Consider the following 26,196-nt stretch of genomic DNA (forward strand, 5'->3'; position numbering starts at 1 on the left):
AAATGGACAGCTCTGTTGATCGCCACGTGTTTTATATTTCCGATGGTACCGCTATCACCGCCGAGGTATTAGGGCATGCGGTGATGTCTCAATTTCCCGTCGCCGTCAGCAGCATTACTCTGCCTTTCGTGGAAAATGAGAGCCGGGCCAAAGCCGTCAAAGAACAAATCGATGCCATCTACCAGCAAACCGGCAATCGCCCGCTAGTTTTTTATTCTATTGTTCTGCCGGAAATTCGCGCCATTATTTTGCAAAGCGAGGGATTTTGTCAGGATATCGTCCAGGCGCTGGTCGCCCCGTTGCAGCAGGAATTAAAGCTCGATCCCACGCCGATTGCCCATCGTACGCATGGTCTTAATCCCGGAAATTTAACCAAATATGATGCCCGCATCGCCGCCATTGATTACACCCTTGCGCACGACGACGGAATTTCTTTGCGTAATCTTGATCAGGCCCAGGTGATTTTACTTGGCGTTTCGCGCTGTGGAAAAACACCCACCAGCCTCTACCTTGCAATGCAATTTGGTATTCGCGCAGCCAACTATCCCTTTATTGCCGACGATATGGATAACCTGATACTTCCCGCCGCGCTGAAACCGCTGCAGCATAAATTATTTGGTCTGACCATTAATCCAGAAAGGCTGGCTGCCATTCGCGAAGAGCGTCGGGAAAATAGCCGTTATGCGTCGTTACGCCAGTGCCGTATGGAAGTGGCTGAAGTCGAAGCGCTCTATCGTAAAAACAATATTCCTTGTCTTAACAGTACCAATTACTCCGTGGAAGAAATTGCCACCAAAATGCTCGATATCATGGGGCTGACTCGCCGCATGTACTAATAAGCTAGTGCATGAGTGCAATTTGCGTTATGATGCCGCCTCGTGGCGTGATGCGTATCACAGGGACACTTGAAATAAGCCGGGATTGGTTTAAGGTGTTGCGCATTACTTCCGGCATCATACGCCGATGAAGCACATTTTTTTTGAGACTCTCCATGAACAAAACCGATGAACTACGCACCGCGCGTATCGACAGGCTGGTGACGCCAGCTGAGCTGGCGCAGCGGTATCCTGTCACATCTGAAGTCGCTGCACATGTAACCAGCGCCCGCCGCCGGATTGAAAAAATTCTTAACGGTGAAGACCGCCGTCTGCTGGTGGTTATTGGCCCCTGCTCTATTCATGACGTTGATGCTGCGCTGGATTATGCGCGCCGCTTACAGGTCTTACGCGATAAACACCAGGCGCATCTGGAAATTGTGATGCGCACGTATTTCGAAAAACCACGCACGGTGGTGGGCTGGAAGGGGTTAATTTCCGACCCGGATCTCAACGGCAGCTATCGCGTGAATCACGGCATCGAACTTGCGCGCAAACTGCTGTTGCAGGTCAACGAGCTTGGTGTTCCCACCGCCACAGAATTTCTCGATATGGTGAATGGTCAGTTTATCGCTGATTTGATCAGCTGGGGCGCGATTGGCGCACGCACCACGGAGAGCCAGATTCACCGTGAAATGGCCTCGGCGCTCTCCTGCCCGGTCGGGTTCAAAAATGGCACCGACGGGAATATTCGGATTGCGGTCGATGCGATCCGTGCCTCACGCGCCAGCCATATGTTCCTTTCGCCGGATAAAAACGGGCAGATGACCATCTATCAAACCAGCGGCAATCCGTACGGCCACATCATTATGCGCGGCGGCAAAAAACCGAACTACTTTGCAGAAGATATTGCGCACGCCTGCGCGACGCTGCGTGAGTTCGATTTGCCACAACAGCTGGTGGTGGATTTCAGCCACGGTAACTGCCAGAAACAGCATCGCCGCCAGCTCGATGTTTGCGACGAGATCTGCACGCAAATCCGTAACGGTTCAACCGCTGTTGCCGGGGTGATGGCGGAAAGCTTCCTGCAGGAAGGCACACAAAAAATCGTTCATGGCCAGCCACTCGTGTACGGCCAGTCTATCACCGATCCTTGCCTGAGCTGGGAAGACAGCGAACTGTTGCTGAAAAACCTGGCTGAGGCGGTCGCGACTCGCTTCTGACTCAGTCCCGCCGTTCGCGGCGGGACACGCCGCTTTCTGCCAAAGAGGGAAAACAGGCTTGCCACCCTTGCGCATTTTACTGATAATGATAATCATTGTATGGATGATTTGCGTTAAGGATAGCGAAACGATGACGGAAAGCACGCCCGCAGTACCTACCAGCACCACTCAGCCTGCCAGTACCCGTATCACCGCCGACGATCGCCGCATCAGCAGCCAGACGCTGCTAGGCGATGATGGCCGGGTGGTGATTGAACACAATGGCCAGCAGTACTTATTGCGCCAGACCCTGGCCGGCAAACTGATCCTGACCAAATAACCTAACTGGAGCAGCTCACTTCCAGCCGCCTTCCCCAGTCCGGCGGCCGGGCGACATAATCATCGCTGCGGTCGCTGAAAGGCTCGCGCAAAGCAGCATGTAGCCGCTCCAGCTCATCCGTTTCTCCTTTCTCTGCCGCATCAATGGCCCGCTGCGCCAGCCAGTTACGCAGCACCATCGCCGGGTTAGCGCCCTGCATATGCTGGCGGCGCATATCGTCCTCCACCGTTTCCTGTTGCAGGCGCGCCCGGTAGGCCGAAAACCAGCTATCAAACGCCGCCCGGTCAATAAATTCATCGCGCAGCGGGGAATCCGCACGGTGTTGCTCGGTTAGGCCAAGCAGACGGAAGGTGCGCGTGTAATCGCTGCCTTCACGCGCCATCAACGCAAAGAGGTGATTAAGCAGCTCGTTATCCCCCTTCTCTTGCGTAAACAGCCCCAGCTTCCGGCGCATCAGAACGCCATATTCTGTAAGCAGGTGATGCTGATACTCATCAAGCGTCGCATTTAACGACTCGACATTGATAAAGGGCGATAATGTTTGCGCCAGACGCTGTAAATTCCACAGCGCCACCGCAGGCTGATTATCAAAGCTGTAACGCCCCTGATAATCGGAGTGGTTACAGATAAATCCCGGCTGATAATCATCGAGAAAACCGAACGGACCGTAATCAATCGTTAAGCCAAGAATTGACATATTGTCCGTATTCATCACGCCATGGGCAAAGCCAACCGCCTGCCAGCGGGCAATCAGCGCAGCGGTACGCCGCACTACATCGCGAAACCATTCAACGTATTTATCGCTCTCGTCCTGCAACTGCGGCCAGTGATGGCGGATAACGTAATCCGCCAGCTGCTGCACTTTTTGTGGTTCGCGTCGATAATAGAAGTGCTCAAAATGACCAAAGCGCACATGGCTTTCGGCGATGCGCATCAGCATTGCACCCCGCTCAGGCGTTTCGCGTATTACCGGCGTGTCGCTGGTAACGATACTGAGCGCACGGGTGCCGGGAATGCCCAGATAATGCATCGCCTCTGACGCCAGGCTTTCGCGAATGGTGGAGCGCAACACCGCCCGGCCATCGCCCATCCGTGACCAGGGCGTCAGTCCCGCGCCCTTCAGATGCCAGTCGCGGGTGCTGCCATCCGGCAGTTGCTGCTCACCGAGCAAAATTCCGCGACCATCACCGAGTTGCCCGGCCCAGACGCCGAACTGATGACCGCTGTAAACCTGCGCCAGTGGCGACATGCCCGGTAGCAGCGTTTCGCCACCCCAGACACCTGCACCGTTATCAGGATGAAAAAGCGTTTCTGGTACACCCAGCTCGCGGGCCAGCGGTTCGTTTCGCCAGAGCAGCCGGGCATTTTCTAACGGCGTGGGCGATAAGGCTGTGTAAAAATCCGGCAATTCATCTCGCCAGTGAGTCGTAAAAGTCAGGGACATAGCACCTCCAGCCTTTAGTGTAGTGCTATCCGGCGGCTTTAAACACGGGCTAAAAGCAGGGCTATGGATGAACGAGGGTCGTGATATGCGCAGGAACAACGGCTGGCCATAACGCGCCTTGCATGGCGCTGAAATGAAACGGCGCAACGCGCGCAAGAATATTTTCGTTATCAATACCGGCTATCATCACCGCTTCGCAATAAGGAGCAACCTGAGAAACAATAGCCCGCATAAAAGGTTCAAACGATCGGCTGGTTAATCGCTGGTGAACAAAATTTTTATCTAACATAACGCGATGAAATAAACCATCAAATATTGCTTTAGTAGATGCGCCACCCGCACCGAAATTACTCAGCATCAGCGGATGTTTTTTCTTCAATAATACTAATGAATGGTTTTCCTGCCCCTTATTTAAACCGGGATAGTTCTCATTGATTATAAATTCTAAAAATGGATATTTTTCCACATGGGCAGCAAGTTGCTCATCCTGTAATAACTTGTCAACAACAAGCGGAGTAATATTAATCCAGGCAATTAATTTGTGCTGAATGAAAAATAGTTTGCAGGACTCCAGCAGCGACAATTGCTCGCTGAACAGCATCAGGGTTTCTTGCTCAGTAAGCCGCGGCAACACCAGCTCTGCGGGCGCGCGGACGTTATTGTCGCGACCGATAAAGTTAATGACGACTTCCAGCCCCTGAAGCATGCCGTTACTCTTTCTCGCAGGGAGAAATAAATATTCGGTATGATAAGTATCCTCCAACGACACGATCATGGCATCAGCCCCGCATGAAAGATATTTCCCGACATTTTCAGACACAGATAACCGTCGATTACGCTCACTAAGTTTATTCTAAATGACCGCATTGTTCTCCATTCTATATTGGGACTCTCCGGCTTATTTTACAGGTAACAACGGTGGAAAGCATACAGTAATTATCACTGTACGCTAATCCTGATGAATTTATTAAAATTTAGTGAGCGGAAATAGAGGAAATATCCTGGTTTTCGCGCATTCAGATACGGCGCGCCTGCCAGAAATTTTTACGCCAGTAGACATTATCAAGAGAGGAACGAATCACCCCACGGCTGGTGGAGGCATGGATAAATGCATTATCAGTATCATAAATACCGACATGCAGACCATTATCGCCGGAGCCGGTTTTAAAGAACACTAAATCGCCGGGCAACAGATCGTCTTTATCGATTTCTGTGCCAATTTCTGCCTGCTGGCGCGTTTCGCGCGGCAACTGAAGGGCAAATTTATCCCGAAAGGTCATCAGCACAAACCCGGAGCAGTCCACGCCAGCATGGCTCATGCCGCCATAGCGATACGGCGTACCATGCCATTCGCTAAGCTGATCATTCAGATTAGCGATAACGGTGATGGAGTCTGATAGTCTTGGATTTGGTGAGGGCGCGCGATGAGAGCTACATCCTGCAAGGAACAACGCCAGCGCCACAATAAACCCGATACGCATCCTTAAATAAGCCTCTTTTATCTTTTTTCTCAGAATAATCTACCGTGAGAATCAGATAAATAGCAAGCCGCCTTTTATCAGGTACAGGCAATCAGCAAGTGGTGCCCTTCTATGTCCAGCCTGCGAAACGGTACGCCGTAAGCGCCAGCAAGATGCGGCGGCGTGAGTACCTCTTCACGCGGCCCGCTTTTGAGAAGCTTGCCGCGGCTTAATAACCACGCCTGATGCGCGTGGCGCAACGAATGATTCAGATCATGGCTACTCATCACCACGCTAACGCCTGCAGCCACCAACTCGCTGATCAGCCTGTCCAGCGCCGCCTGCTGTGCGACATCAAGACTGTTCATTGGCTCATCCAGCACTAAAAGCTGCCCGTCAGGATTGCCGGATGGATGGATTTGCACAATTACCGCCGCCAGTCTTGCCCGCTGCCATTCGCCGCCGGAGAGCTGGTTAACTGCGCGGCCCAGCTTATCTTCCAGCCCAAGTTTGCTGGCGATTTCTGTCATCAGCGTCGTTTGCGTTCTGTCGCGCTGATGCAACGACAGATAGTGCCAGAGCGGCATAGCAAACGGCGGCATCTGCTGCTGAGCAAGATAGGCCCGGTGGCGCGCCAGGCTTTGCGCCGACCAGCTTTCCAGCGGTTGCGCGTTAAACAAAACGTCGCCCTGCCCGCTGGTAAGACCGGCCAGACGTGCGAGCAGCGTGCTTTTGCCTGCACCGTTTGGCCCGACCAGATGCAAAATCTCCGCACGCTTAACCGAGGCCGTGATTGGCTCCAGCCTGCCAGCCATACTGACATCACGCAGTTCCAGCAGCATTATTTCGCCAGCGCCAGTTTGATAGCCTCCATGACTATCGGATCTTCAGGCGTCATATCCGGCGAGAAACGCTGAATAACCTGGCCATCACGGCCAATAAGGAACTTTTCAAAATTCCACAAAATATCGCCCGGTTCTTTCGGCGCGCGCCCCTTGCTGGCCATACGCTCATAAAACCCGCTGCTTTCAGGCGCAACCGCCGTCGGTGCCGCTGCTATCAATTTCTGATACAGGGGGTGGCGGTTTTCACCGTTGACGTCAATTTTGCTGAACAGGGGAAAGGTGACGCCATAAGTGGTGCTGCAAAATGTTTTGATCTCGTCTTCCGAGCCTGGCTCCTGGCCCAAAAACTGGTTGCAGGGAAAACCGAGCACGCAGAACCCGGCTTGCGCCCAGGCTTCGTGGATGTTTTCCAGCTGCTCATACTGCGGCGTGAGGCCGCACTTTGAGGCAACGTTCACCACCAGCAACACCTTGCCCCGGTAGCCTTCAAGCGTTGTGCGTTGCCCGTCAATGGTCGTCACTTCAGTATTCAGAATATCCTGTTGCATAGCGTACCCTCTATTGATACTGCGTTTTCGGGCTTAACGCCCGGCTTTTAATAATAACCAGATAAACACCGGCGCGCCCAGCGTGGCGGTCACCACGCCTATCGGCAGCTCGGCGGCACGCAGCGCCAGGCGAGCAATCACGTCGGCAAACAGCAGTGCCGTTGCACCTGCCAGCGCGCAGCCAGGCAGCAATACCCGATGATCGGCTAAACCACATAAGCGTAAAATATGCGGGATAACCAGGCCAATAAACCCAATCGCCCCTGCCAGCGCCACGCTGACGCCCACCATCCAGCCAGTTGCCACCACTAAAAAATTGCGCCACAACCACAGCGGCAACCCAAGCTGGCGGGCAGAAATTTCGCCCAGCGCCAGCACATTAAGCGGCTGTGATTGAAAACAGAGCCACACCATCACCGGCAGCAGCGCCAGCATGAGCCAGCTTTGCTGCCAGTCCACGCCGCCAAAGCCGCCCATCATCCAGTACATTAGCTGGCGTAAATCAAACGACGTAGAAAAGTAGACGGCCCAGGTCATAAAGGCACTGCAAATAATGCCCAGCGCGACGCCCGCCAGGAGCAGGCGGCTGGTTGAAAGATGGCGGCGCGCAAAGCGCAGCAGAATAAGGGTGACAATCAATGCCCCGGCGATAGCACAAACGCCCAGCCCCCAGTAGGGCAGCATTCCTCCGCCCAGTAACACGGCGGCTATCAGCCCAACACCCGCGCCGTTAGACACCCCCAGCAGCCCCGGCTCCGCCAGCGGATTTTCAAATAACGCCTGCATCACGGTGCCGGAGAGCGCCAGCGCGGCACCCACCAGCAGTACCGCCAGCGTACGCGGCAGCCGGATTTGCCAGACAAAGAGTTGCCCGCGTGCGCTGAACCAATCACCAGGGCCTATCCATTGATCGCCTGCGCAGAGGCTACAAAACAGGGCAAGCAGCGAAAGCAGCAGCAAGGCGCAAAGCCAGCGGCGGTTTCGTTGCTGTTGAAAGCGTGCATGTGACAGCATATTATCCGTTTTAATTATCGGTCAGGCGCCTGATTGTAAAATCGATACCTGTCGCTGAAAAGAAAAAAGGCCGCAGAGCGGCCATGAACACAAACAAAAATCAATAAGTTAGATAATTATCAAAGACTTACAGACACACAAAAACACAGCCAACCACAACAAATAACAGAGATGTGGTCACTTTGTGGATCTTACGCCAGACCGAACAAGCGACCATAAATTATCAATGAGCTGGTAATGAACGAGATTCTGGCTTGCCATATTTTTTGTTGCAGTTACTTCCAACTTGTAATCAGCATCATTTCTGGCATTACGCATCACTCTTAGCAATCGAGATATTTCCTGAAAACTCTGATTTTCTCTACTCAGGCTACCAATATGTTTTATTAATCCACTATGGTGATTAAATTCACGAGGTGGCATATCAACATTAGTTAAGCTATTATGATAGGCTGCATAGTAAGCACGTGAAATTACGTTTCTAAAACCAATCTCATCATTCCGCTTGTAACAATCTTTAGCGAAGTTAAAAAAATCAGAATTATTAACAGCCATGGACATACCCTTTAATTTCTCTTCCAATAGTGAATTATGGCTCAAGTTCGTACTCTAATGAATACCCTGATTCTATTTGTTTTTTTATTAAGCGATAATTCATCTCAGCAACTAAATCCGGATCATCAGTCTTAATATCAATAAAGCACGCCGCCGTTTTATCAGGAAAAACAACAACATCTATGTATCTAAATGTGACACCAAAATCATCAAGAACCCCCAGTGCAAGATACATAGATTCTTTGTAGTGTTCAGGCGTAGTAAGATTTAAATCATATGCCTGAAAAAGTTGGTTAATTTGTTTTGTCAACGATCGTTCAGCAAATTCTCTATCTGGGATATTCGTCATCATCTGGAGATATCTTTTTAATTTTTTCAATGAGTTATCGATATCACCGATTATATAATAGTAATAAGACACCATCCAGGAGAACCATAAATCATCTTTGAACTTTTCTTCATTTTTCAAAGCAAAATTAATCAATGCTGTATTTTTATTTAAATAAATTAAAATCACTCCATACGTTTTAAATATTTTTGGGTTATATGTTAATAAATGTTTTTCAAGAAAAAGGAGCGCCTCCTCCCCCTTACCAAACAAAGCATTAGCCATAGCAAATACGCATATTTCTTCAGCAAAGAGTAATTTATCCGATATTTTTACATAACGGTAATATTCAAGCTCAGACAGTCCCATCCCCATAGAGAATCTGTCAACAAGCTCGTTGTAACACAACTCAATTTTATTTTTAGGTTATATCATAATCTGCCCCTAGTGGATTAAACCTCACCGCATCCTGCAAGTAATCCGGCGCAAGATGGGCATAAATCATCGTTGTCTGAATCTTTGCGTGCCCCAGAATTTTCTGGAGCGTCAGAATATTGCCGCCGTTCATCATGAAATGACTGGCGAAGGTGTGGCGCAGCGCATGAACAGCCTGGCCGTCAGGAACATCAGGTGCGACCGTTTTGATGACATCGCGAACCAGTGGATAATCCAGCGTTGGAAACACTTGTTTCCCGCCCCGTTTTTTGATCTTTTCAAACAGATTTTCGGAGATCGGGACGGTGCGGTTTTTACTGTTCTTCGTTTTTGAAAAAGTGATTCGACAATGCAGAACGCGGCGTTGCTCCAGTGCCGCTACCTCGCCCCATCGTGCCCCGGTCGACAGAAGAATTTCGACAGCCAGCCGCTCATCGGGATTTTCAGCCAGCGCATCCAGCAACTGAACACATTCAGACTTACTCAGGTATCCCATTTCGCGCTCGTTAACCTTCATTCCTTTCAGACCTTGAATGGGGTTATCGTTAAGGAAATGGCCGGATGAGATGAGTGCACTAAACATCGCGCTTAACGCCCCAATCTCTCGATTTATGGTGCTGGGCTGTATCCCCTGCTCTATCCTGGACACACGTAGCTCGGTGAGCATCGTTGTATTAAGTTTATGCACGCACGGGTCATCCATTGCCTCACTCAAGCGCAGCAATTTAAGGCGCGTGTTATGCCCTGACTTCATTAGCTGGCCGTGGTATTTCCACCACAAGTCAATAAGCACTGACAGCGGGCGGCGATCAATAGAGTTTCCTTTCCACTCGTTGTTATGCTGTTGCGCCAGCACCCACCGCTCATATAAAACTGCATCCGATTTCGTTTTAAATTTTTTGCGAATGCGTTTGCCTTTACGCCCCTCAGGGCGCATGTCAAGAAGATACCCTCCCGGAATTGATTTTATGCTCATTCGTGAAACCCCAGCGTTACAAGACCACCATGCCCCCAGCGTTCCATGATTAGCCGGGCTGTGTGCCAGTCTTGCGGGGTTTTTGAGAAGGAGATGTGTTTTCTGGCCCATCAGGGGAGAGAGACGGACTGATCTGCCCAGCAGCCTCATTTGTTTTTCCTGTCATAAGCCAATTCATGTACTTAAAAAAGCGAGGATGATTAACAATCTTGATAAGCACTTCGCCCCCTATGTTTTCAATCCGCCCCGTTTCATAACGACGCAAAGTGCCGATAGGCACATCAATCAGGCCACAAAATTCTTCGCGCGTTAAATCCTCAGATTCACGAATCACTCTAATTTTTTCACCGATAAGCATTGACAGTGTTCCTATAAGTACACTAAGCTTGCGCACAAGGTGTGCTTATAAGTACACCAAGTCACAAACAACCACAGATAGCGCAGGTTATCACACATGGCAAAAGTCCTGAACACACACGAACAGGCAGACTTTGAGCGTTTAGCAGCGTTCTATCCCTACCGCGATGAGCATGGGTTACCAGTACTTGAAGAAAGCCTGAAAGATTACGCAAAGCGTACCAACCAAGCTGTTAACACAGTGAAAAGACAGGCTGACAGAGGTTCAATTCCCATCAACCAGGATGAAAAGAACTCAAGACGCACGGTAAACCTCTACGCAATTTTTCTGAAAACGATCAGAAACGCCGAGAAATACGTACAGATAACGAGATAGCAAGGTGTCTTTTTTTATGCTGAAGCAACGACGCAATTCTTCGCAGCAACGATTCCGACACGGCACGGAACGCCACGCTAACCGTTTCGCTACCAGTGCAGCACGTAGCAGCTCTCGCTATAGCCTGAGCGAAACGCACGCGACACTGGATGGCTACCCCGTAAAACAAATTGGCGAACACACCTGGCTGATTGAGAGAGCTGGAATCGTGGTTCACAGATGCCCGCGCAATCCGTTTACCGGAAACCGCATTTTTGCACTAAGCAGCGGCGACAATCAGTTCGGGCAGGATTTCACATTATACGAAGCACTACGCACGGTTGATCGTCTGCTTCGCGGGAAAAATTTTATTAAACAGGCTGATTTATAACAGGTGCTTTATGACCAAAGACCATGCACAAGGTGTATTTATCCGCTTTATTGATTTTCGCGGTGAACTGTTATTACGTGCATCAGCTATTGACGGAGTAGTTCCATCTGAAAAAAACGCAGCTACTTACGTTTATCTGAACGGCACGCGACTTACCGTGGAACTTCCGTACCAGACCGTACGAGAAATCATTAGCGAAGCTGAAAAGGCACATCAGGTTAATGGCGATGAACCCTATATCGAAATTATCTGCATGGATTCAGAAGCTGAAATTCAGAAAGCAGATTAAAGGCGTTGCGATGGACAAAGAATATAAAACTCTCATTAACAAAGCACTTGAGCGTTTTTATTTTCGCTTAAGCGCATCAGGCGCTCATGCTGAACATGCAGCCCGTGACTCATTGACCAGGGCAATCCGGAGTCTGTATGACGTGGCTTTTTACGCTGATGATCTGGATGCACTTAACGAACTTTCCGAGCTTATCTGTGCCGCAGAATGCGGGGAACATATTGAACCGTATAAGCTGGGGAATATCGCATGAGTATATTTATCTCATGGCTCGTTCTGATTATTTCAGTGGCCTGTGCCATTGGGATTATGCGAATTATTCATTCAGTAAAAAAGATTGAACGCTTTTTCACTGGCGAATAACAGCGCAAATAAAACCCCAGGTTAAATAAGAAAATGTAAAAACAATCCGCATTCGCGGAGGTATTCGCACACGCCAAGGAGGCGTAATGGCAATTAAGCATTTTCCTGTCGTTCGTTTCACCTCCAGAGGACGTGAATACGAGGTCGACGAACGCCTGATTACCACTATCGACAAACACCGTTCAGAAAAGGATGCACATCACATCTATCTCACTGACGGCACTTACTTCTGCGCCACCAACGTGGTGCGGGTAAATCTTATCCGACAAGTACAGGAGTCACTCAGATGACCATTCTGGACTACATCGCAGCCAACCCGGGTTGTAGCGGAGGTGAAATCGCCTCCGCACTGAATGTTCCACCCACAGCCATTACTGCTGAATTACGCCGCCTATATGGAGCTGGAAGCGATTAACAAATGGAACGGCACACTGCCGCAATACATGACCAGCAATACCGCTGTTCCGTTCGTTCCGGTGAAGTAATTAAACCCGGCCAGCAAAACCCACTGGCCGGAGCAGTATCAGGATATTTTAGTATGCCGTTCTCACAAAAAAACCGCTTGCCACAGCGCAATCTGTCAGGTTACATTTCCGCTGCACCTCATAAAACGGGTGCCGGGATTCTCAACCTGCTGACTAACGAAGCGCACAACCGCGCCAGCGGTTTTTTTGTGCGTGCTGTATCGCCACGTCTTTTTCGCGTCAGAATTATGGTGGGGCGTACAGGGCCGACTTCGGTCGGGCCGGGTTCTTCGTTAGCCGGTGTTGAGAACCCTGTACGTCTCATCACCCCGAGATTCTCAACTCTGGATGGTGAGTTATCGCAACTTACTAACGAAGAGGCCACACCATGGCAAACCGCAAACAACAGCGCGCATACGCTGCGCGCCGTCACATCCAGACTGAAATCAATCGCAGACTTTACCGCGCATCACGCGTGGCTTTTATCATGCATCTCAACATGCTGCATGAACGCAGTCACGCGCTGTCGAACACCTATTCCGCCTCTGTTTTCAGCTATCTGGCGGATGATCTGCGCGAGCTTCAACAGCTCATCCAGCAGCAAAACAAACTCCATTAATTCCTGTTCCGGGCCTTTCCTGCACCTTGCGGCGGGAGGCCTTCGCACATCTGTAGTAAAGAGAGTTGCAGCATGATTGACGCTCATGACTTCACAAGATGGGTGCGCACACAGGACACCCGTCTGGCTCCCGTTCTTCAGGGATTATTTGATCTCTACATCCGTGGTCGTGACAACAGAGCACGCACCACAAAACCGGAGAATGCGGACACCCTTTATTTCACAGTAGACGACTGCTACCGCGTGGACTTCACACCACACGGGCTGGCGTTGCACTGCCTGACACCGCACGGCGAATCACTGCTGGCGTATTACGACTCCCCGGCCTCCGTATTTGCGGCAATGCTGGCGCATCGCACTGCTGGCGGGTGTGCCTCGCTGAGTGAATACACCGCTGAATTTAACCGCCTTTCCGCCCTCTTCTCGCAGGAGTGGCAGCGCGTGACGGGATACCAGCCATGAGTGAGTTTGCATGGAGCTGGAATGAACCACGGCCAGCCATTGATCCGGCCAGATTTACGGAGCGCAGGCAGGAAACTGAAACCGAACTGCAGCGCGCCATTCGTTACTACCTTGAGGCGGACAAAAAGGCTCAGGAAGAACGGGAAGCGAAAGAGGAAACGGCTTTCGCGCAGTCCACCACAGGCAAAAAACTTATGGCCTCCCTCGAAGAAGAGGCACGTCGCGAGAAGCGGATACAACGCATCATCAGCAAGCGCCGGGCAACAGAACAAGACCCGGTAGCCCGCGCTTTTGCAACACTGAAAGCACTACCAGTTTATCTGCGTGATCCGCTGAGCCGCCACCTGTCGTTCCTGCGTAAAAAACAGGAGGCTGACCGCAAGAAAGGAAAAATAGCCAACCAGGCTGACCGTTACGCACAGGGAACGCTGCATAAAATACTGGAACGCCTCGGGCGTGCTGACAGCCGCTGGCTGACACCGGGTTATCGCTCCATTGCCGGGCGCGAACGCCTGGATGATTTGCTTTACCTGCCACAGCTCAACAAACACCAGATACAGACGCTGGCCACCATGACGGCGGCAATGTTCAGCAGCACCTTTGAGAAACTCTGTGATGGCTTTGGTGCCTGCGATGGCGAACTGACAATGGGGGTGGCGCTGAAAGCGTATCAGATGCTGGCCCGCATCGCGCTGCATCTGCACACCATGCCACCGCATTACGAAGCACTGAGAACAGACAAAGACCGGAGAAATGAACCGGACACTGAATTACTCCCCGGCGCCATCCTTCGCCTGACCTGTGCAGACTGGTGGAAGCGTAAGCTCTGGCGATTACGTTGCGAGTGGCGGGAAGAACAGCTCCGCGCCGCCTGTCTGGTATCCAGAAAAAAATCAGCCTACCTGAGCCAGGACGCCCTGGGCGAGTTCCGCGCACAGCGCGAGAAAACACGCGATTTCCTGAAAAGCTTCATGCTCGAAAATGAAGACGGGTTCACGATTGATCTCGAGACAGTTTATTACGCAGGAATAAGTAACCCTGTTCACCGTAAGGCAGAAATGATGGCCACCATGAAGGGGCTGGAACTTCTGGCCGAAGCCCGTGGCGACAGAGCGGTATTTCTTACCGTCACCTGCCCGTCAAAATATCACGCCACGACGGAGAACGGTCACCCGAACCCCAGATGGAACGGATCCACCATCCGCGATTCCAGCGATTATCTGGTTAACACGTTTTTTGCGGCCGTCCGTAAAAAGCTGAACCGCGACGGCCTGCGCTGGTATGGCATCCGCACGGTGGAACCTCACCACGACGGCACCGTGCACTGGCATATGATGGTCTTTGCACATCCGGAAGAAATCGACAGCATCGTGGCCACCGCCCGCGATATTGCCATTCAGGAAGATCGTCACGAGCTGGGGAATGACATTACCCCGCGCTTTAAGGCGGAGCACATCGATGGCTCCAAAGGCACGCCAACCAGCTACATCGCCACCTACATCGGAAAAAACCTGGACGGTCGCGCCGTGGATGGCACAGACCCGAAAACGGGCAAGCCACGCGTTGACCACGAAACCGGAAAATCAATGGCCGGGAGCGTGGAGCGCGCCATCGGCTGGGCGCGACTTCACCGTGTCCGCCAGTTCCAGTTCTTTGGTATCCCCTCCCGTCAGGTGTGGCGTGAACTGCGTCGTCTCGCCAGCCAGATGGCACGCAACCCGGAAGGCCCGCAACGGCTGAAGAATGACGCAATGGATGCGGTACTGGCTGCCGCTGATGCCGGGTGTTTTGCCTCCTACATCATGAAACAGGGCGGCGTACTTGTTCCACGCAAAGACTACCTGATTCGCACCGCCTACGACCTCGCAGATGAGCTGAACGATTACGGCGAACAGAGCGTACAGATTTACGGGATCTGGTCACCACTCATCGGGGAATCCTCCCGTGTGTGCACGCATCCGGATAACTGGAAGCTGGTAAGACGCAAACCGGAAGCGGAAGACAGCACCCGCGAAAATGGTTTTGACCTTCAGGGCGGCCCTGCCGCCCCTTGGACTCGTGGCAATAACTGTCCCCGTGTACAGGAAACAGGCAACAGCGGGACAGAACAGTCGGAAGAGCAACCAACACCGTGGCCGCAGATCCCTGACGGCGTTGATGTGGATGAATGGATGCGCTCACTGAAACGGCACGAACGCCGGACGCTGATGCGTTCGCTGCGTGACAAACAGGCAAAAAACAGCAGTGATGAAATGCAGAGCTGGACACAGAGCCGCAAACAGCAGCGACCTTTGCCTGATAACCACGAATTACTCGCTAAAGAATGGCGGGAGTCTGCCGAATCTCTCGGCCTGCATATCGGTGAACAGCAGATGCAGCACCTGTTACAGGGCGGCAGCCTGTACGTTGACGGCAGCATCATTGCACCGCAGGGATTTGAAATTGTACGCAAACCGGATCCCCGACCGGACAGCCGAATCACGCAGCTCTGGCAGCGCCTGAGCCGCAATCACGGCGTAAGCAGTACGGAGATCCGCCATAACCCGGTCGCCAGCTATCTGGAACAGCTAGGGGCATCAGACCCCGAAGCCGCCGCACGCCTGGCATCCACACTTCAGCAAGACCAGAACACCATGAAAACCCCCGTTACCGTGCTTTCTGACATGCTGCGCGCCATCCGTGACGCAGAGCACGCACAAAGAATCAGTGAAACCACTGAACGCGCCCGCCGCAAAGCAGACCTGCTGCGGGGTGGACTAACCAGTGGAAACAAAAAACAGACAGAAACGGGATTCACAAATCCCGTAAATGAGCAAAAAAAGCGCCGCGATATATGAAGCGCGCACAAAACAGGCGAAAACGGGATTTAAAAATCCCGTAAACGATTAATTAATCAACATAAGGAAAATCGACATGAAAATTTGTATCGACGACGGCTCCACCAACATCAAGCTGGCATGGACTGAGAACGGCGAACGCCGCAACGCCATCAGCCCGAACAGCTTCAAGTCGGAATGGTCTGCGCCGTTCGGTGGCACGCAGCCCGCGAACTACATGCTTGATGGCGTGCGCTATGGTTTTGATCCGGTCAGCGATCGCTTTGTCCAGACGACCGACACGCAATACCAGTACAGCGATGTGAATGTAATTGCCATTCATCACGCGCTGGTCAAATCAGGCATCACACCACAGGAAGTGGATGTGGTTGTCACTCTGCCACTGAGCGAGTATTTCGATACAAACGCACAGCCGGACATGACCAACATCAACCGCAAAAAAGCGAACGTTATGCGCCCGGTGGAGTACCAGAACGGCGAAGCATTCACTATCCGTAACGTACGGGTTATGCCTGAATCCATTCCGTCTGGCTTTAAAGCACTGGCTGACATGAGTCCGTTTGAATCCCTGCTGATTGTGGATTTAGGCGGAACCACGCTGGATGTGGCAAAGGTTCAGGGACAACTGGCAGGTATCAGCCAGGTGTTTTGCGATCCACACGTAGGCGTTTCTCTGATGGCCGATGCCGTACTGTCGGTGATGGCCACTAACGGTATGCGTACCAGTCACCACATCGCCAATACCATTATCGAACATCGCCATGATGAAGCCTGGCTGCGCCAGCACATCCACAATGACGCGCATTACGCCAGCCTGATGGCGGTTATTCGTGAAAAGCAAGAAACACTGAAACAACGTGTGATCCGCGCGCTGGCTGATTTTTCGGGGTATGGGCGGGTGATGGTTGTCGGTGGAGGGGCGGAGATTGTGGCACCCGCTATCCGCGAAGCCTGCGGAGTTAATGCGACTTTCATCGCGGACGGGGCGCCACAGTTTGCTCTGGTTAATGGGCTGTACGCAATGGACAAGAAGTAAACCAATGGCGACACCAACCAGACGAATAAGTTTCTATCTGAAGCCCGCCGCCGTCAAGAACGAAGGCGAAGCATGCGCCTGGCTGGACAGCCTTACACCAGAAGCCCGCAAAAGCGGCCAACGCGTGGCTTTTCTGGCCGGGCTGGCACTTATGAAAATGAATCCGGCAGAGGCTTACCGACTGGCTGCATGGGCTGACGATAAGGCGTTATCACTGACACAAACCAGGACAGAACGCCCCGTGTCACAGCCAGCACCAACCGCACAGATAACCAGTCAGATGGCTGGAAATATCCGGGCGTTATTTCCTGAATAACACAACGTCAGGGCGAGTTCGTCCTGATCTCCACCTCAGAACATAAACAAGGAGAACGACATAATGAGCGAAATCAACTATCAGGCATTACGCGAGGCGGCACAAAACTATCAATCGACGCTGGCGTGGTATGAGGCCATCACGGATAACCCAAATGCTGAGCAGGATTGCAACGAAGCAGTGGCGGCGTTTAAGCGTCAAATCCGTCATCAGGAAATGGACATTATCGCCGAGCTGCTGGAAGAACTGGAAACCAAAGACAACAGGATCGCTGAACTGGAAAAAATCGCCACTGACCATGCACTGAAATTCCAGAAAGCACAGGACGCATTAAAGTATGCCGCTTTGCTGCATAGCCGGACGGCGCAACAAACCAATAATTTTGCAGTATTGCTTCCGGACATAAGCGAATATTTCATTAATAACGTATTTCAGCCCTTGCGATACGAGCGGGATGTTGAAAGAGCCATCATAAAGGCTGGCGGAAAAGCATTGTGGCAGGAGAAGCACGAGGAAAGAACGCATCAGCTAAGTGATGTAAATAGTGGATGGTTATGCCCACTGACAGAAGGTAAAAAGAACAACTGATTTCCTCTCAAACCAGGGCGATAATGACGCATCGCCCTGCTGCACAATAGTGCACAAATTTGCACAATTTTTTTGAACGACTTTTTGCCCTTCCGGCCCGCGTGGTGGCTGGATCCGTCAAGGATCCGTGCGTGCACAAAAAAACGCGCTTTTTCTGCGCGCAGGTGACGGGGGAACAGCCCGCGTTTCAGGGGGGGGTAAATAGCGTTCCCTGAACGATGTCGCAGCGACACAACAGAATGGCTGTATTTCTCACGCTGAGCGTGAAAAAGACGTGAGGGCTTTTGATTTAATGGGGTGACAGATAAGGCCGTCAAAATCGCACTGAGGCGGCGAGAACATGCAGTCAGCGCGGTGGGATTGCGTAAGAGTCTGGCAGTCGATGATGGCGATAAGCTGGAAGGCGTCGTGAAATTATCTGATTGATACAGGAGCTGGAGAGTCGGGGCATAAATTTTTTATGCCCCGGCGAAGCAGCAGACAAGCGAAGCGCGTCAGAATGTGGGCTGGGTGTCTAACAGTGCGTAAGGGTTAAAGCGGATCACCTCTTCGCCAAGCCAGTCATTGATGTGCTTCATGGCCTCCATAACGGGCATCAGCTCGTTAATTGCGTAAACCCGCGCAGCCTTTTCCACATCACCAAACGCACTTTTTTCGCCAGGCATCGCCCCCATCAGTTGCGGCGGAACGCGGTGCGCAGCCAGCACATCATCACGGGATGCCGCCTTAACATTCATGAACTCATCCTTTGCGGTGATCTGCTGGAACGGCAAAATTTGCACCCCCTCTTTGCCTCCGTTGGGCGCATGAATGAGCACGTTTTTAAATGCACCACCACCACGCGCACCCTGTAGCGTTTCTTTCAGGGAGTCCATGCTTTCGCGGTTTACCTGCGCTGCACCGATGTAGATGATGCACCCGGCGTGGGATCCGTTGTCGTAATACAGTTTTCTGAACATGTCCGCCGAATGAGACAGACTGGCCGAGAGTAATGCGCCAAGATATTCCGGCATGCCGTAGATTTCCTGGTTAATGTCCGGATTCATCAGGTGGCACACCTTGCCAGCGCGAAACTGAAACGCGTCCTTGCCATCCTGCACATACCACCATGATTCAAGATCGCTTCCGCGTCGCATGTATTTCGCCAGTGCGTGCCGTAATTTAAGCGGTTCGCCGAGCATATTGCTCCGAAGCTCAAGGAATGCGTTACCGAACACAAACCAATCCAGCGCCAGCGCCGAGAAATCCTGCCGGGAAAGCAGCGGATGCGGAATATAGCAACCGAGCAATACATTGCGCTTAAAGTAAAGCGCAGACTGATGCCAGGACGTTTGCCGGGCAGCTCTTGCCAGACCGTACCAGTCAACCGGGGTTTCATACCACCGCCCGTTATCAGCACAGTACATATTGTCCAGCAAATCATGCCCGGTCAGGCGGTAAGGCCCGTCAAATGTGAATGCACTGAGCGACGATTCTTTCCTGAGCGCATCAGCGAGATCAATGCGTGAACTCATGCGCACTTTTTTATTTTTTCTGCTCATCAGAACTCCATAACCGTGAAACGCTCGCTTTCTCCTTCGCCGCCAATCGGTTCGTTAATGACAGCAAGCATGGTTGCCCACGCAAGGTCGCCGTGGCTGATCCCCCTCGCGCGGTCCGTTTCGTAAGTGATAAAACCGCCCGCTGTTTTCACCTTACGCACGGCGTTAAAGGCCGCGACCAGCTCGCGTTCGGCGCGATCGTATTCCCACCGCCCGGCACGCATTATTTGCAGCATTTTCAGTACCAGCGACCGTTTTGATGACAGCGTGAAGGTGTACGGAATAGCGGCAGGGAAAAACCGTTTCACTATCTGATAAACAGCCTCCCCATTCCCGCCAGTCACATCAATGCCGATGTGTTCCACGTTGTAGCGATACGTGAATTCTTCAATGACTCTGGCCTGTTCTTCAAACTCCAGCCCCTGAACGCGCCGCGTCTCCACCGTTCGAAAACGTCCACCAGGAACAACCGGAGGAACCACCACGGACACAGCGCCGCTGTCGCCGTTGCCACTGCTGCCGTTTGCGTCATATCCAATCCATACCGGGCGATTCCCCATCGGGCGGGGAGCAAAAGGTTTCCAGTCTTTCCAGTCGTCGTATCCGTCAACGCCGCAGCCAATCAGGATATTCAGGTTAAATGCCGACTCCCCTTCGCGGACAAACTCACACATATAAAGATTGCGGAACTCGTCTTCGGTGTTTTCATCACGAATTTCGTCAATATCGGTGTGTTTCCAGCCGTGATTGACCACATCTTCCAGCGTGACAATTTGCCGCCACGTCCGGTCAGGGCAGATAAGCCCGTTATGCAGCGTTTTCCAGTCCACAGAAAAACGCTGACGTTTATGCGTGGCCTTTTTCTCGTTCCAGCGGTCGCCGTTCCAGTAGACGTATGCCTCGTGCGTTTCGGTTGATGGCGTGGAGAAGTAGGTGCGTCGCAGCCCGCTGAGGGTTGCCATAGCGCCAGCCACCTTGCGCAGTTCGGCAAAGCGGCTGACCCAAAAAAATTCATCAAAATAAAAATTGCCTGTGTAGGACTGTGCTGTCGCAGCTGAAGTGCCGAGAAAATGCAGCTCTGCGCCGTTGGAGAGGATGATTTTATCGCCCCCTTTCAGCTCCACATCAACTTCGGATGCAGCCTTCTGAATAATGCTTTTAAACTGGAACGCCTGACGACGCGACGCAGACAAAAAAATCTGGTTACGCTGGTAAGGTTGCGCCACATCGTCACGCAGCGCCATCAACAACGCCTCCTGTGCAAAATACCAGGTCGCCCCAATCTGTCGGGATTTCAGGATCATCCTGTTACGTATCCCGGCTTCCCTGCAAAGGGTCAGGGAGTCAAACCAGCCCCGCTGATGCCACTCCAGCCTGCTGATGATTTTTTCCCGCAGTGCGGCAATCTGTTCCGGCGTGAAATGATTTTTAAGTTTTTTCGTCCGGCCTTTCTTTCCTGTGGCCATCACATCTGGCTGGCCATCATGCAGCTTTTTAAGCTGCCGGGTCAGCAGGTCTATTTCCTTAAAGTCACCGCCTGTTTTATTCTGTTTTTCAGTAAGCTGAATGAGACGCGCATCGATGGACTGCGTGACACGCTGCACAGGTGGTGTTTCATCCCACTGGTCGCGTTTTTTCCACGCATAAATCGTATTCTGGTTTATTCCCATCAGACGCGATATTTCTGCGGGCGGATAACCCTGCCAGTAAAGTTGTCGCGCACGCTGGCGCACAAAAGCGTCCTGAATCATTGCTCCCCCCTGGGTAATTACAGGAAGATTACCCGCGCGCGAAACCGTTCTCCTTAACCCCCCGTTCTGGCCGTTTTCTTACAACAAAAGCCCTTTGTATCAGCCTGTTACGCTTTGCCATCATGACTGAAGAACCAGTCAGAGGGGCAAAAACTATGGCTAATGAAAAAAAGACATCCCGCAAAAAGTTTCGCGTGGCTGTCTCCGGATCAACTGTTGATGGCCGCGAAATCAGTCCGGTGCATCTGCGTGAAGCCGCCGAGAACTTCAACCCGGATGTTTACGCCGCCCGCGTGAACGTTGAGCACTATCTCTCGCCATGCCCGTCAAGCGAATTTTCCGCAATGGGTGATGTCACCGCACTGAGTACGGAAGATATTACGGAAGGCCCGCTGGCCGGACGTACTGCGCTGTATGCAGAAATTGAACCGACCGAGCGCATGAAGCAGCTTGTCGCGGACGGCAAGAAAATCTATTCCAGTATCGAACTGCACCCGCAGTTCTCCGTTAACGGGTGCGCCTATCTGGTCGGGCTGGCGATGACCGACACCCCGGCAAGCCTGGGCACTGAGCGCCTGAAATTCACGGCACAGCAACGTCAGGCGGTGATGACGTTCAACAGTGTCCAGGGGGAAGCACCGCTTATCTCCGAAGCCATCGAGTCTGAAATCATCGAAATGGCAGAACAACACCAGGAAGAAGGCACCCAGTGGTTTAACCGCGTAATGGGGATTATTGGCCGTGGCCGCAAAGCGGATAACGCCAGTTTCTCCCGTATTCAGGAAGCAGTGGAAGGGGTCGCAACGTCACAGGCCGACATTATCGACCGTTTTAATGCACTGGAAACCCGCCATCAGCAGGACCGCCAGAAAATCACTTCACTGACCACGGAGCTGACAGCACTGAAGGAAAAGTTACGCACGGAGGACGGCGATCCACAGAACCGGTTCACCGCAACGGGTGCAGCCTCCGACCAACTGGCTGACTTCTGATAAGACAAAGGAGCAAATATTTTATGAATCTGGTGATGTCAGATAATGCCCGTAACAAGCTGGGCTGCTACATGACGCAGCAGGCGTCGCTTAACAATATCCCGGTTTCTGCGCTGGTATCGCGATTTACCGTCAATCCATCGGTACAACAGCGTTTTGAAAACGCCTCAAAGGAAAGTACCGAACTTACGAAAAGAATTAACATGATCGGTGTAACTGACCAGAAAGGCGAAAAAGTTCTCCTGGACACCACCGGGCCGATTGCGCGCACGAATACCAGTTATGACGGCACAGATCGCCGTAACCCGATTAACGCTGTCGATATGAAGGCTCGTCAGTACCAGTGCGAACAGGTGAACTACGACACGTTTATCTCGTATCCGAAGCTTGACGCCTGGGCAGCACACAGCGATTTTCAGTCGCGCATCAGCACGCAGATTGCCCGACAGGTGGCGCTTGACCGCATCATGATCGGCTTTAACGGCACATCACACGCGGAAAAATCCAATTTCAGCACTAACAAGCTGCTTCAGGACGTTAACGTGGGGTGGCTGGAACACATCAGAACCGACGCCAGCGAACGCGTAATGAATGATGTGACGCTGACCTCCCGCAACATGGATAACACCGTGGCGCACGCGGGTAAGTATGCGAACGCCGATGCACTGGTACAGGATGCGCGCTCATCCCTGCTGGATGAATGGCACAAGGAAGCAGACGACCTCGTGGTGATTATGGGGCGCAACCTGTTTAACTCGCTGCGTCTGCCCGTTCTGAACAGCATCAGCGGCCAGAATCCCAATGCGGAATTACTTGCCGGACAGCTCATCCTGTCATCGCGCACCATTGGCGGGCTGGATGTATTCCTTGCGCCGTTCTTCCCGGATGCGACGCTGCTGATCACCTCATTCAACAACCTGTCAATTTACTGGCAGAGAGGCTCAATGCGTCGCCTGATGAAAGACGAACCGGAATACAACCGCATCGCCACCTACCAGTCCATCAATGACGCTTATGTCGTTGAAGACTATGGCAAGTGTGCGATGGTCACTGGCCTGAAGTTCGCCGACAGCTAATCAACTCATGGCGGGCGTCATGCCCGCCCGTAACGGAGAGAAAAGATGCTTACCCCTGCACAGCAACACTGGCAGAACGTGATGGCACAGCGCGCAGGCCGGGTGAATGAAGGCGTGGATCACGCCGCGCGTACCGCGCATGAAGAGGTGCTGTATCGTCTGCGTCTGGCACAGGCCCGGCTTAAGGGCGTACAGGCCAGAAGCGCAAAAGCCGCCATTAAAAAAGAGTTGTTGCCGGACTTTTCCGGCTGGATTGAGGGAACGCTGGAGGCGGATGGCGGGCAACAGGACGAAGTGATTGCCACGCTGATGGTGTGGGCGATTGACTGCGGCGATCTTCCGCTGGCGCTGCGTATTGGTGCGTATGTGGTCCGTCACAACCTCATCATGCCGGATAACTTTGGCCGTACTGCTGCCACAGTGCTGACCGAAGAAATCTGCAACCCGGTGCTGACGCAGGCCGGGACGGATGCCGACGCGGATTTATCCGCCTGTATCGAACCACTGGACACCCTCCGGGAGATTGTCACCGACCAGGATATGCCGGACGAAGTGCGCGCCAAATTATGCAAGGCGTGCGCCTTTGCCCGCCGTGGTCTGACCGATGCGGACAACATGGCCTTATCACTGAAGTTGCTGCGCGAAGCGATGCACCTGAACCCGAACGCAGGCGTGAAACGCGAGATTGCAACCCTTTCCCGCGCCCTGAAAAAAGCCGATTCCGCAGCCGCACCAGAAGACGCCAGCGCACAGCAGGCGCAGGACGAAAGCAGCAAAAGTAAAAAGACAACGCGGAGGCCTGCAACACGAAAAACCACCACAACGCAGAAGGCGAAGCGCGGTTAATGACTGACCCCGTCAGCGGGCGGCGTGCGCGGTGTTCCGGTTTGACTCCGTGACCGTTTACACCGCGCACCCACCGCCCGATTTTTTCAGGAGTAAACCCCATGAGTATGGTTGCCAGGACTGAACCCAGACCCGCAGAGGACGACATCACCGATACCGATGATGGCGATACCCGTATTTCAGCGGGTGCATTCTGGCCGGATATTGTGCTGCGTGAGCTGCGTCTGGCGGTACGACTGCCGGGCCGCGTGACCACCTCCCGCCTGCTGCATACCGCCACCGGGGCCGTGGCACACGTTACCCGCGAGCTGGAAGCATGGCAGCAGGAACAGCAGGCGGCTGGCCATAAAACACTGGCCGACGTTCCGGCACCAGTAATTAACGGAGAAAGCGTCAATCTCTGGCACTGGCGCAATGCCGTTTATACCGCCACCCGTGCCCTGATTCTGGAGCGTTACCGCGATGCGGACACAACGGATAAGGGCGAGCGCCGGGCCGACGCACTGGACGCACAGGCCACGGACCTGTGGCGCGATGTGAGCTGGGCCATCTCTGACATTCTGGGACGACCACGAATGTTTGCGGAGCTGTGCTGATGAAAGTGAAGGCACTGGAAGGCGACACCGTGGATTCGCTCTGTTTCCGGTACTACGGCACGACGCAGGGCGTCACCGAAAAGGTGCTGGATGCCAATCCTGGACTCTGCCAGCAAGTATTTCTGGACGCCGGGCAGGAAGTGGAGATGCCGGAGCCGGAGAAGAAGAAACGAGAAATGATTCAGTTGTGGGGAGAGTAGCAGTGAGCACCATTCAAACAGGGATCACAGAGCAGGTTATTGCGTGGCTCTTTGACCACCTGCCAACGGTGTATGCAGTAGGCGCGGCAGTCAGCATTTCCGCGCTGATGAGTCTTTATGACGGACGAACACTGGTTCAGACCGTAACAGGATCGCTGGCGTGCGGCGTTCTTGCCATGGCCGTGGCCGGGTCGTTGCGCCTCTTCGGGTTTCCTGAAGATGCCGTGACGTTTATCGGCGCATCAATCGGTTTTATGGGTGCAGAGAAAGCACGCGACAAGGTTATTGCGGCTTTTAATCGCAGAACCAAAAACGAGGATGAATAAGCCACAGACTTAACGCTGACAATCACCATAAAAATTGTTCACAGGGGTGACGAAATGAAATCGAAAGACGAAATTTTTGATGCCGTTCTGGGCAAAGAAGGCGGCTACGTCAATCACCCGGATGACAGAGGCGGTCCGACAAAATGGGGCATCACTGAAAAGGTGGCACGGGCGCACGGATACCGTGGCGATATGCGTGATTTAACGCGCGGACAGGCACTGGAAATCCTTGAGGCTGATTACTGGTACGGGCCGCGTTTTGACCAGATAGCGAAGCTGTCCCCGGATATTGCTGCCGAACTGTGCGACACCGGAGTAAATATGGGGCCGTCTGTGGCAACCAGGATGCTTCAGCGCTGGCTGAACGTATTCAATCAGGGCGGGAAACTGTATCCGGATATGGACGCGGACGGGCGCACTGGTCCACGCACGATTAACGCATTACGTGCATATCTGGAAAAACGCGGTCGGGACGGCGAAATGGTGATGTTAACAGCGCTGAACTGTACGCAGGGCGAACGCTATCTGGAGCTGGCGGAAAAACGCGAAGCCAACGAGTCGTTTGTCTACGGCTGGATAAAGGAACGTGTAGCAGCATGAGGTTACGGGCTTCACTGGGCGTCGGTTTACTTCTGATTACCACCTGGGGGGGCTTCCATGCGTCTGGCGTGGTCGCTGGGCCGGGAGAACGCCAGAAACGAAGCGCAGGCCAGCACCCTGAAAAGTACCGTCGACACACTGAACATCATCAGTGCCGGAGTACAGGATATGCAGCAGGTGCTGGCACAACTCCGCGCAGAAAATCAGCAACGCAATCAGGACGGAGAGG

At 52.6% G+C, this 26,196-nt stretch carries 35 protein-coding genes; 23 read left to right on the forward strand and 12 right to left on the reverse strand.

The genetic code is table 11. The annotated features are described in order from the left end of the window. The first annotated feature begins 2 nt into the window (after positions 1–2). The 3 genes from ppsR to hemP all read left to right on the forward strand — a co-directional run bounded on the left by ppsR (position 3) and on the right by hemP (position 2,357). Entirely contained in the window at positions 3–836 is an 834-nt protein-coding gene (ppsR, locus tag ACTU3N_RS21755) for a posphoenolpyruvate synthetase regulatory kinase/phosphorylase PpsR (RefSeq protein WP_443088209.1), read from the forward strand. A gap of 155 nt (positions 837–991) precedes the next feature. Beyond that, positions 992–2,038 carry a 3-deoxy-7-phosphoheptulonate synthase AroH gene (gene aroH / locus ACTU3N_RS21760; RefSeq protein ID WP_443088210.1) on the forward strand — a complete coding sequence of 349 codons (1,047 nt, stop codon included), beginning with the start codon at positions 992–994 and terminating at the stop codon, positions 2,036–2,038. 130 nt (positions 2,039–2,168) lie between these two features. Further along, positions 2,169–2,357, forward strand: coding sequence for a hemin uptake protein HemP (gene hemP, locus ACTU3N_RS21765; protein WP_443088211.1), 189 nt, complete (start codon positions 2,169–2,171; stop codon positions 2,355–2,357). A 1-nt stretch (position 2,358) separates the two neighbouring features. Here hemP and selO read toward each other — a convergent pair whose 3' ends face one another. The 10 genes from selO to ACTU3N_RS21815 all read right to left on the reverse strand — a co-directional run bounded on the left by selO (position 2,359) and on the right by ACTU3N_RS21815 (position 10,320). Then, positions 2,359–3,801, reverse strand: coding sequence for a protein adenylyltransferase SelO (selO, locus tag ACTU3N_RS21770; protein WP_443088212.1), 1,443 nt, complete (start codon positions 3,799–3,801; stop codon positions 2,359–2,361). A 61-nt stretch (positions 3,802–3,862) separates the two neighbouring features. Beyond that, positions 3,863–4,621: a hypothetical protein gene (locus ACTU3N_RS21775; protein WP_443088213.1), complete on the reverse strand. Its 759-nt coding sequence runs from the start codon at positions 4,619–4,621 to the stop codon at positions 3,863–3,865. A gap of 196 nt (positions 4,622–4,817) precedes the next feature. Next, the gene (locus tag ACTU3N_RS21780; RefSeq protein WP_443088214.1) at positions 4,818–5,282 is read right to left on the reverse strand and encodes a C40 family peptidase; all 465 of its coding nucleotides are present in this window, start codon (positions 5,280–5,282) and stop codon (positions 4,818–4,820) included. A gap of 77 nt (positions 5,283–5,359) precedes the next feature. Next, positions 5,360–6,103: a vitamin B12 ABC transporter ATP-binding protein BtuD gene (gene btuD, locus ACTU3N_RS21785; RefSeq protein ID WP_443088215.1), complete on the reverse strand. Its 744-nt coding sequence runs from the start codon at positions 6,101–6,103 to the stop codon at positions 5,360–5,362. Next, on the reverse strand, positions 6,103–6,654 hold the full coding sequence (locus tag ACTU3N_RS21790; protein ID WP_443088216.1) for a glutathione peroxidase: 552 nt from the start codon (positions 6,652–6,654) through the stop codon (positions 6,103–6,105). The genes btuD and ACTU3N_RS21790 overlap by 1 nt, the downstream gene beginning before the upstream one ends. A 33-nt stretch (positions 6,655–6,687) precedes the next feature. Continuing rightward, a complete protein-coding gene (gene btuC, locus ACTU3N_RS21795) occupies positions 6,688–7,668 on the reverse strand; it encodes a vitamin B12 ABC transporter permease BtuC (RefSeq protein ID WP_443088217.1) in 981 nt (326 codons plus the stop codon). Positions 7,669–7,845: 177 nt separating this feature from the next. Next, positions 7,846–8,223 carry a hypothetical protein gene (locus tag ACTU3N_RS21800; protein WP_443088218.1) on the reverse strand — a complete coding sequence of 126 codons (378 nt, stop codon included), beginning with the start codon at positions 8,221–8,223 and terminating at the stop codon, positions 7,846–7,848. Positions 8,224–8,257: 34 nt separating this feature from the next. Then, positions 8,258–8,926: a hypothetical protein gene (locus ACTU3N_RS21805; RefSeq protein WP_443088219.1), complete on the reverse strand. Its 669-nt coding sequence runs from the start codon at positions 8,924–8,926 to the stop codon at positions 8,258–8,260. Between the two features lie 46 nt (positions 8,927–8,972). Continuing rightward, entirely contained in the window at positions 8,973–9,962 is a 990-nt protein-coding gene (locus ACTU3N_RS21810; RefSeq protein WP_443088220.1) for a phage integrase, read from the reverse strand. 49 nt (positions 9,963–10,011) lie between these two features. Further along, a complete protein-coding gene (locus ACTU3N_RS21815) occupies positions 10,012–10,320 on the reverse strand; it encodes a helix-turn-helix domain-containing protein (RefSeq protein WP_443088221.1) in 309 nt (102 codons plus the stop codon). A gap of 96 nt (positions 10,321–10,416) precedes the next feature. Here ACTU3N_RS21815 and ACTU3N_RS21820 point away from each other — a divergent pair, with 96 nt between their 5' ends. The 13 genes from ACTU3N_RS21820 to ACTU3N_RS21880 all read left to right on the forward strand — a co-directional run bounded on the left by ACTU3N_RS21820 (position 10,417) and on the right by ACTU3N_RS21880 (position 18,039). Continuing rightward, positions 10,417–10,695, forward strand: coding sequence for a hypothetical protein (locus ACTU3N_RS21820; RefSeq protein ID WP_443088222.1), 279 nt, complete (start codon positions 10,417–10,419; stop codon positions 10,693–10,695). 16 nt (positions 10,696–10,711) lie between these two features. Further along, positions 10,712–11,065 carry a DUF4761 family protein gene (locus tag ACTU3N_RS21825; RefSeq protein ID WP_443088223.1) on the forward strand — a complete coding sequence of 118 codons (354 nt, stop codon included), beginning with the start codon at positions 10,712–10,714 and terminating at the stop codon, positions 11,063–11,065. Between the two features lie 10 nt (positions 11,066–11,075). Next, complete coding sequence (locus ACTU3N_RS21830) at positions 11,076–11,354, forward strand: hypothetical protein (RefSeq protein WP_443088224.1); 279 nt, start codon at positions 11,076–11,078, stop codon at positions 11,352–11,354. Positions 11,355–11,364: 10 nt separating this feature from the next. Then, on the forward strand, positions 11,365–11,607 hold the full coding sequence (locus ACTU3N_RS21835; RefSeq protein WP_443088225.1) for a DUF4754 family protein: 243 nt from the start codon (positions 11,365–11,367) through the stop codon (positions 11,605–11,607). A gap of 196 nt (positions 11,608–11,803) precedes the next feature. After that, positions 11,804–12,007 carry a hypothetical protein gene (locus ACTU3N_RS21840; RefSeq protein WP_443088226.1) on the forward strand — a complete coding sequence of 68 codons (204 nt, stop codon included), beginning with the start codon at positions 11,804–11,806 and terminating at the stop codon, positions 12,005–12,007. Further along, positions 12,004–12,132, forward strand: coding sequence for a winged helix-turn-helix transcriptional regulator (locus ACTU3N_RS21845; protein WP_443088227.1), 129 nt, complete (start codon positions 12,004–12,006; stop codon positions 12,130–12,132). Before ACTU3N_RS21840 ends, ACTU3N_RS21845 begins: the two co-directional genes overlap by 4 nt. Then, the gene (locus ACTU3N_RS21850; RefSeq protein WP_443088374.1) at positions 12,071–12,202 is read left to right on the forward strand and encodes a hypothetical protein; all 132 of its coding nucleotides are present in this window, start codon (positions 12,071–12,073) and stop codon (positions 12,200–12,202) included. Before ACTU3N_RS21845 ends, ACTU3N_RS21850 begins: the two co-directional genes overlap by 62 nt. 367 nt (positions 12,203–12,569) lie before the next feature. Continuing rightward, complete coding sequence (locus ACTU3N_RS21855; RefSeq protein ID WP_443088228.1) at positions 12,570–12,800, forward strand: hypothetical protein; 231 nt, start codon at positions 12,570–12,572, stop codon at positions 12,798–12,800. Between the two features lie 72 nt (positions 12,801–12,872). After that, a complete protein-coding gene (locus ACTU3N_RS21860; protein WP_000564228.1) occupies positions 12,873–13,262 on the forward strand; it encodes a hypothetical protein in 390 nt (129 codons plus the stop codon). Then, positions 13,259–16,099: a replication endonuclease gene (locus ACTU3N_RS21865; protein WP_443088229.1), complete on the forward strand. Its 2,841-nt coding sequence runs from the start codon at positions 13,259–13,261 to the stop codon at positions 16,097–16,099. Before ACTU3N_RS21860 ends, ACTU3N_RS21865 begins: the two co-directional genes overlap by 4 nt. Positions 16,100–16,175: 76 nt before the next feature. Then, a complete protein-coding gene (locus tag ACTU3N_RS21870) occupies positions 16,176–17,135 on the forward strand; it encodes a plasmid segregation protein ParM (RefSeq protein ID WP_443088231.1) in 960 nt (319 codons plus the stop codon). A gap of 4 nt (positions 17,136–17,139) precedes the next feature. After that, on the forward strand, positions 17,140–17,451 hold the full coding sequence (locus ACTU3N_RS21875) for a plasmid partitioning/stability family protein (protein WP_443088233.1): 312 nt from the start codon (positions 17,140–17,142) through the stop codon (positions 17,449–17,451). Between the two features lie 63 nt (positions 17,452–17,514). Continuing rightward, positions 17,515–18,039, forward strand: coding sequence for an ead/Ea22-like family protein (locus ACTU3N_RS21880; RefSeq protein ID WP_443088234.1), 525 nt, complete (start codon positions 17,515–17,517; stop codon positions 18,037–18,039). Positions 18,040–18,533: 494 nt separating this feature from the next. Here ACTU3N_RS21880 and ACTU3N_RS21885 read toward each other — a convergent pair whose 3' ends face one another. After that, on the reverse strand, positions 18,534–19,580 hold the full coding sequence (locus ACTU3N_RS21885; RefSeq protein WP_443088235.1) for a phage portal protein: 1,047 nt from the start codon (positions 19,578–19,580) through the stop codon (positions 18,534–18,536). After that, on the reverse strand, positions 19,580–21,331 hold the full coding sequence (locus ACTU3N_RS21890) for a terminase large subunit domain-containing protein (RefSeq protein WP_443088236.1): 1,752 nt from the start codon (positions 21,329–21,331) through the stop codon (positions 19,580–19,582). The genes ACTU3N_RS21885 and ACTU3N_RS21890 overlap by 1 nt, the downstream gene beginning before the upstream one ends. A 155-nt stretch (positions 21,332–21,486) precedes the next feature. On the opposite strand from ACTU3N_RS21890, the gene ACTU3N_RS21895 reads away from it, so the two are divergent. The 7 genes from ACTU3N_RS21895 to ACTU3N_RS21925 all read left to right on the forward strand — a co-directional run bounded on the left by ACTU3N_RS21895 (position 21,487) and on the right by ACTU3N_RS21925 (position 25,967). Continuing rightward, positions 21,487–22,323: a GPO family capsid scaffolding protein gene (locus ACTU3N_RS21895; RefSeq protein ID WP_443088237.1), complete on the forward strand. Its 837-nt coding sequence runs from the start codon at positions 21,487–21,489 to the stop codon at positions 22,321–22,323. A gap of 23 nt (positions 22,324–22,346) precedes the next feature. Then, positions 22,347–23,399 (forward strand): phage major capsid protein, P2 family, encoded by a 1,053-nt coding sequence (locus tag ACTU3N_RS21900; protein ID WP_443088238.1) that lies wholly within the window; start codon positions 22,347–22,349, stop codon positions 23,397–23,399. A 45-nt stretch (positions 23,400–23,444) separates the two neighbouring features. Next, positions 23,445–24,245: a phage terminase small subunit gene (gpM, locus tag ACTU3N_RS21905; protein ID WP_443088239.1), complete on the forward strand. Its 801-nt coding sequence runs from the start codon at positions 23,445–23,447 to the stop codon at positions 24,243–24,245. A 101-nt stretch (positions 24,246–24,346) separates the two neighbouring features. After that, positions 24,347–24,841, forward strand: coding sequence for a head completion/stabilization protein (locus ACTU3N_RS21910; protein ID WP_443088240.1), 495 nt, complete (start codon positions 24,347–24,349; stop codon positions 24,839–24,841). Continuing rightward, complete coding sequence (locus tag ACTU3N_RS21915; RefSeq protein WP_000864901.1) at positions 24,841–25,041, forward strand: tail protein X; 201 nt, start codon at positions 24,841–24,843, stop codon at positions 25,039–25,041. Before ACTU3N_RS21910 ends, ACTU3N_RS21915 begins: the two co-directional genes overlap by 1 nt. A gap of 2 nt (positions 25,042–25,043) precedes the next feature. Beyond that, complete coding sequence (locus ACTU3N_RS21920; RefSeq protein WP_443088241.1) at positions 25,044–25,367, forward strand: phage holin family protein; 324 nt, start codon at positions 25,044–25,046, stop codon at positions 25,365–25,367. A 54-nt stretch (positions 25,368–25,421) separates the two neighbouring features. Next, entirely contained in the window at positions 25,422–25,967 is a 546-nt protein-coding gene (locus ACTU3N_RS21925; protein WP_443088242.1) for a glycoside hydrolase family 108 protein, read from the forward strand. The last annotated feature ends 229 nt before the right edge of the window (positions 25,968–26,196 follow it).

The organism is Vagococcus sp. WN89Y, assembly GCF_052220145.1.
GTDB lineage: Bacteria > Pseudomonadota > Gammaproteobacteria > Enterobacterales > Enterobacteriaceae > Kosakonia.